Annotated in this window: 4 protein-coding genes and 2 tRNA genes; 4 read left to right on the forward strand and 2 right to left on the reverse strand. The window is 56.9% G+C overall.

What is annotated here, in order from left to right:
• Positions 1-58 precede the first annotated feature (58 nt).
• From tgt to lon, 3 genes are all read left to right on the forward strand, one after another.
• The gene (tgt, locus tag AC2FF8_RS10475; protein ID WP_496879640.1) at positions 59-1,189 is read left to right on the forward strand and encodes a tRNA guanosine(34) transglycosylase Tgt; all 1,131 of its coding nucleotides are present in this window, start codon (positions 59-61) and stop codon (positions 1,187-1,189) included.
• A 92-nt stretch (positions 1,190-1,281) separates the two neighbouring features.
• Complete coding sequence (locus tag AC2FF8_RS10480; protein ID WP_496879641.1) at positions 1,282-1,689, forward strand: DUF6636 domain-containing protein; 408 nt, start codon at positions 1,282-1,284, stop codon at positions 1,687-1,689.
• A gap of 223 nt (positions 1,690-1,912) precedes the next feature.
• A complete protein-coding gene (gene lon / locus AC2FF8_RS10485) occupies positions 1,913-4,321 on the forward strand; it encodes an endopeptidase La (RefSeq protein ID WP_496879642.1) in 2,409 nt (802 codons plus the stop codon).
• A 45-nt stretch (positions 4,322-4,366) separates the two neighbouring features.
• On the opposite strand, the gene AC2FF8_RS10490 is transcribed toward lon, so the two are convergent.
• Positions 4,367-5,953: an APC family permease gene (locus tag AC2FF8_RS10490; RefSeq protein ID WP_425078195.1), complete on the reverse strand. Its 1,587-nt coding sequence runs from the start codon at positions 5,951-5,953 to the stop codon at positions 4,367-4,369.
• A 112-nt stretch (positions 5,954-6,065) separates the two neighbouring features.
• Positions 6,066-6,140 (reverse strand) — tRNA-Val (locus AC2FF8_RS10495).
• A gap of 180 nt (positions 6,141-6,320) precedes the next feature.
• Here AC2FF8_RS10495 and AC2FF8_RS10500 point away from each other — a divergent pair.
• A tRNA-Asp gene (locus AC2FF8_RS10500) sits at positions 6,321-6,397 on the forward strand.

Genomic DNA, 6,397 nt, shown 5'->3' on the forward strand with positions numbered 1-6,397 from the left:
TGCAAAGACCGATCGGATCGGGCAAATCCTGCCCGGTTCGGCGATCCGAGGCGATGACATGACCCAGCAATTCTCTTTCAAGCTCAAGTCCACAGACGGCAAGGCCCGTACCGGTGTTATAAGCACTCCGCGTGGCGAAGTGCGTACACCTACCTTCATGCCAGTTGGCACTGCGGCGACGGTCAAGGCGATGATGCCCGAAAGCGTTCGGGCCACAGGGGCCGATATTCTGCTGGGCAACACCTATCATCTTATGCTGCGTCCCACGGCCGAACGCATTGATCGTCTGGGCGGGTTGCACAAATTCATGAACTGGGACCGTCCCATTCTGACGGACTCGGGGGGGTTTCAGGTCATGTCATTGGCCGGTTTGCGCAAGCTGACCGAAAAGGGTGTGACCTTCAAATCCCATATCGATGGGTCGAAACACGAGCTAACGCCGGAACGGTCAATGGAGATTCAACGCCTTCTTGGTTCCGATATCGTGATGTGCTTCGACGAATGCCCTGCATTGCCTGCAAATCGCGACCGGATCGCCGAATCCATGCGTTTGTCGATGCGTTGGGCCGAGCGGTCCCGTGACGCATTCGGGGATCGCCCGGGGCATGCTCTGTTCGGTATCATGCAGGGTGGTCTTGAGCAGGACCTGCGGGAAGAAAGCGCCGAGGCGTTGAAGAGCATCGGCTTTGAAGGCTACGCCGTTGGCGGTCTGGCGGTGGGCGAGGGGCAGGAGGCCATGTTCGACTGTCTCGATTATGCGCCTGATTTCCTGCCCATGGACAAGCCGCGTTACCTGATGGGCGTTGGCAAGCCGGATGACATAGTCGGAGCAGTGGCGCGCGGGATCGACATGATGGATTGCGTCTTGCCCTCCCGCTCGGGTCGTACAGGTCAGGTGTTCACCCGCTATGGCGTGGTGAACATCAAGAACGCGCGCCATGCGGACGATCCGCGCCCGCTGGATGAAAACTGTTCGTGCCCGGCCTGCGCGAATTACTCACGCGCCTATCTGCACCATGTGTTCCGCGCCAACGAGATGATCTCGGGTATGTTGCTGACCTGGCACAACCTTCATTACTTTCAGGAAATCATGCAGGGGATGCGGGACGCGATCGCTGAGGGCACCTTTGATGCGTGGCAGGCCGCGTTCCATGCGCAACGCGCGCAGGGCGATATCGAGCCCCTGTAACCTGCCCATTCGGGTGACATTTGCGTGGTTTTCCGGTATTCTGAAACAACTTTGTTCAAAGTTGTTTTTGTTTGTGGCCCGGAGAGTTTTTCATGTTTCGCCTTTTCCTCGGCGCAGTTGTTTTTTGCGCCACCCCTGCAATTTCAGACGTCTGGACTTTTGAAACCCCATCCGAAAACATTCAGTGTTCAGTGGGAGAAAGCGCGGATTCATCGGACATCCAGTGCACGATTATTGAGAAATACGGCCCGCCTGCGATGCCGCGCCCCGCGAATTGTCAAACTGACTGGGGGCATGATTTCCTGATGTTCGATACCGGCCCAGTGGAAATGCTGTGCCAGCCGCTGAACCGGAACCGGGACGGATTTGACCGTGCGGAATACGGTGTCACCGGTCGGTTCGGAGGATTCACCTGCGCCTCTTCCACGAAAGGTCTGGAATGTCGCAACCGGGACGGCCACGGGTTTTTTCTGTCTCGGGCGGTGCAGCGGGTGTTCTGACCCTGGAATTGCGCATTGCATATGCATGTCACACGAAATTCGGTGGATATGTCCCCGGGACATCTTGCAGTCCCGAAAACCTCGGTTCATGCTGCGACACATTACATGGCGGTAAGGTTGAAAAAGGGCGATGAGGCCCCACCTTTATCGTCCAAGACAGGAGATGGCCGGATGTTGCCTCGATGAGGGACAAGCGCCATCTTGCCAACGATAAGGATAGAGCATGCAAGAGCCTCTGAACTCCTCATACCCCGTTCTGCCGCTGCGCGATATTGTGGTGTTCCCGCATATGATCGTGCCGCTCTTCGTGGGCCGAGACAAATCCGTCCGCGCGCTGGAAGAGGTGATGCAGGACGACAAGCAAATTCTGTTGTCCAGCCAGATTGATCCGGGCGTCGATGACCCGGATGAGGACGGTATTTACCGGTCCGGCGTCCTGGCCAATGTGCTGCAACTGCTGAAACTGCCCGACGGCACCGTCAAAGTGCTTGTCGAAGGACAGGCGCGCGTGCAGATCACCGAGTTTCTTGAAAACGATGAGTTTTTCGAAGCACGGGCGGAATATCTGACCGAGATTCCGGGTGACGTCACCACGACTGAAGCCCTTTTGCGCACCGTCGCGGACGAGTTCGAACGCTATGCCAAGGTGCGCAAGAACATCCCTGAAGAAGCGCTGACGGCCGTGGGTGAAACCACCGAGCCGGCAAAACTGGCCGACCTTGTGTCCGGCCATCTGGGTATCGAGGTCGAACAAAAGCAGGATCTGCTGGAAACACTCAGCGTCAGCGAGCGGCTTGAAAAAGTCTATGGTCTGATGCAGGGCGAAATGTCGGTCTTGCAGGTTGAGAAAAAGATCAAGACCCGCGTCAAATCCCAGATGGAGAAGACGCAGCGCGAGTATTATCTGAATGAGCAGATGAAGGCCATTCAGAAAGAGCTTGGCGATGGTGAGGACGGCGCGAATGAGATCGCCGAACTGGAAGCCAAGATCGCCGAGACCAAGCTGTCGAAGGAAGCGCGCGAGAAGGCCGAAGGCGAGCTGAAGAAGCTCAAGAACATGTCGCCCATGTCGGCCGAAGCAACCGTGGTGCGCAATTATCTGGATTGGATTCTGTCTTTGCCGTGGGGCACCAAATCCCGCGTCAAAAAGGACTTGGCGCGCGCGCAGGACATTCTGGACGCCGATCACTATGGCCTTGAGAAGGTCAAAGAGCGGATCGTTGAATATCTGGCCGTTCAGCAGCGTTCGAGAAAGCTGAAAGGCCCGATCATGTGCCTCGTGGGCCCTCCGGGCGTGGGTAAGACCTCGCTTGGTAAGTCCGTTGCGCGGGCGACCGGGCGCGAGTTCATTCGTATCAGCCTGGGTGGTGTGCGCGACGAATCCGAGATCCGCGGCCACCGCCGGACCTATATCGGTTCGATGCCCGGCAAGATCATTCAGGCGCTGAAAAAGGCGAAAACCACGAACCCGCTCATTCTGCTCGATGAGATCGACAAGATGGGGCAGGATTTCCGTGGTGATCCGGCTTCGGCGATGCTGGAAGTGTTGGACCCGGAACAAAACAGCACGTTCATGGATCACTACCTTGAGGTCGAATATGACCTGTCCAATGTGATGTTCCTGACCACGTCCAACAGCTACAACATGCCAGGGCCCTTGCTGGACCGGATGGAGATCATTCCTCTGGCTGGCTATACCGAGGATGAAAAGCGCGAGATCGCCAAGCAACACCTGATCGCCAAACAGGTCAAAAACCACGGTCTGAAAGACAAGGAATTTGAACTGACCGACGAGGCGCTGACCGCGATCATCCGGTTCTACACCCGCGAAGCCGGCGTGCGGAACCTCGAGCGTGAAATCGCCAAAGTGGCACGGAAGGCGCTGACCAAGATCATCAAGAAAGAGGCGGAATCCGTTACGGTCACGCCTGAGAACCTGGATGAGTTCCTGGGTGTGCCGAAATTCCGTTACGGTCTGGCCGAGCAGGACGATCAGGTCGGTGTCGTGACCGGTTTGGCCTGGACCTCGGTGGGGGGCGATCTGCTGCATATCGAGGCGCTGAAGCTGCCCGGTAAGGGTCGGATGAAGACAACCGGCAAGCTGGGCGATGTGATGAAAGAATCCATCGATGCGGCATCGTCTTATGTGCGGTCGATTTCTCCGAAGATCGGAGTGAAGCCGCCGCAGTTCGACAAGATCGACATCCACGTGCACGTGCCCGATGGCGCAACGCCCAAGGATGGTCCGTCGGCTGGTCTGGCGATGGTGACTTCGATTGTCTCGGTTCTGACAGGTATTCCTGTTCGTAAGGACATCGCCATGACGGGCGAGGTCTCGTTGCGCGGGAACGCAATGCCAATTGGCGGCTTGAAAGAGAAACTGCTGGCTGCGTTGCGCGGTGGTATCAAGACGGTCCTGATCCCGGAAGAAAACGAAAAGGACCTGGCGGATATTCCGGACAATGTGAAGGAAGGCTTGAAGATCATCCCGGTCAAGCACGTCTCGGAGGTTCTTGAGCATTCTCTGGTTCGTACACCGGAACCGGTTGATTGGGACGAAGCCGCCGAGGAGGCCGCCGCCGCCGCAGCAGCCTCGTCAGAGGCGACGGGACCCTCGGCCACGGCACATTAAGCAGATTGAGCGAATGAAAAAGGCGGGGCGAATGCTCTGCCTTTTTTACAATCCAATGACCGGTTGCTTTGGATCAAGTATTTCTTCTTCCGCTATGTATTCCTTGAACTTTTTAGGTGGCAGAGCCGAACGAACGGCAAGTACGAATATGATCGACGAAAACAGGATGCAAAGCAGAAGGTCCCACCCAAACGGGATCTGCTTCAACGATCCGGCTCCGAATTGCCCAAGGAATGAGATCAACCCAAGACCTGAGAAATAAGGCACAAGCCACAGGGCCTCGGTAACGTCCATTTCGTCCAAACGTCCCCGGAACCGGATCAGCAACAGAATACTGCCGACAATCAGCGCGATGCCAAGCCGCCAGACCGTGTCCCATCCGCTCCAATAGACGATCAGCGTGGCGATGGCGAAAGCGGACAGCGCGACAAGACGCACGGCCGGTATTCGGATCGATCTGGGATGATCTGGCAACAGGTTTCTCAGGCAAACCACGGCTATTGGCCCGACGGCAAATGACAAAACGATGGCTGCACCGTTCAGGGCAATGACGGTGGTAAAGGGTACTGTCAGCAGGAAAACCGTTCCGATCAGAAAGTTCAGCGCCAGCGCCCACAGCGGAACCCCGAATGACGACAATGTCTGCAACCGTCTGGGCAGGAAACCGTTTTTTGAAAGGGCGAGGGCGATACGGGCGTTCGACCCGGTTGCGACCAGCCCGTTGCCAAAGGGGCCTATCACGGATCCGACATTCAGCAGGCTCAGAAACCAGACCAGCCCGACAGACATGATGATGGCGTCCAGTGGTCCTTCGCCCCCAAAGCTCAACTGCGCCCATCCTTTGGACAGCATGGATGGGTCCAGCGCACCGATGAAGGCCACTTGCAGACCAAGGTAGATGAAGGCGCAAAGAACAATCGACAACACCAATGCGGCCGGAATCGCGAACTTTGGATTTCGAACTTCGCCAGCCATATCAACCACATGGCGAAAGCCAATGAATGAAAAAATAACGCCCCCGGTTGAAACGGCGGCCATGATACCCTGCGCGCCGTAGGGCGCAAACCCTTCCGGTTGCGTGAAGTTCTCGATGTTGAACCGGCTTGCGACAAGAACAACGGACAGGACAACAGGGATGGCGATCTTGGCCCAGGTCAGCGCTGCATTGACGCGCGTGAAGAACTTGACCCCAAGCGCATTCACCGCGACGAACAGCAGCATGAAAACCAGCGCGACGAAAACACCCGCCCCGGTCAAGCCACCTGTCTCGGCCGTATGCAACCAAGGCGCATACGGCGCCAGGTATTTCAGCATGGCTTCGACTTCGATGGGTGCTGTGGTGTTGTAGCCGATCCAGGCAGTCCATCCCATGGCCATCGAAACAATGTTGCCATGCGAAAAATGTGGCACGCGCGCGATCCCTCCGGGAATGGGCAGCATGGCGGAAATCTCTGCGAAGGTGATGGCCAATATGAACATGGCAACCGCGCCGATTATCCACGAGATCGTGGCCGCAGGCCCGGCATGCTGAACCGCCAGAAGGGGGCCGAATAACCAGCCCGAACCGATGATTCCTCCGACTGAGATGAAGGTCAGTCCCAGCAGGCCGATGTCGCGCTTCAACCCCGCCATGTTGATCTCAGCCTTTGTGTGTGGCCTGTTGTCGGGCCAAATAGGGCACGATAGCCGCCGAACGCGCGACATGGCAAGCCCGCTGGTTCCAAGCGAAAATCCGAAAAGGGGGTGGTGGGTGATAAGAGATTTGAACTCCTGACATCTTCGATGTGAACGAAGCGCTCTACCACTGAGCTAATCACCCATGACACGCGGTCATATCTTCCCCGGGGGTGCGCTGCAAGCGAAATTGAACAATTCGCGAGGGCAAAAAACAGCGGGCAAACAAAAAACTGGATTCTGACAAAAAACTGCAAAACGCCGCTTGACGCTGCCCGACCGTGGCCATAATACACCCAAACGTTCAGCAATGAACATGCAGCGGGCGGTTGTAGCTCAGTTGGTTAGAGTACCGGCCTGTCACGCCGGGGGTCGCGGGTTCGAGCCCCGTCAACCGCGCCA

This window comes from Ruegeria sp. YTSA144 (assembly GCF_059610125.1).

Excerpts from the sequence above, each read along its gene's own strand:
- tgt (WP_496879640.1), top strand. The coding sequence starts at position 59 with ATGACCCAGCAATTCTCTTTCAAGCTCAAGTCCACAGACGGCAAGGCC.
- lon (WP_496879642.1), top strand. The coding sequence starts at position 1,913 with ATGCAAGAGCCTCTGAACTCCTCATACCCCGTTCTGCCGCTGCGCGAT.
- AC2FF8_RS10490 (WP_425078195.1), bottom strand. The coding sequence starts at position 5,953 with ATGGCGGGGTTGAAGCGCGACATCGGCCTGCTGGGACTGACCTTCATC.
- AC2FF8_RS10480 (WP_496879641.1), top strand. The coding sequence starts at position 1,282 with ATGTTTCGCCTTTTCCTCGGCGCAGTTGTTTTTTGCGCCACCCCTGCA.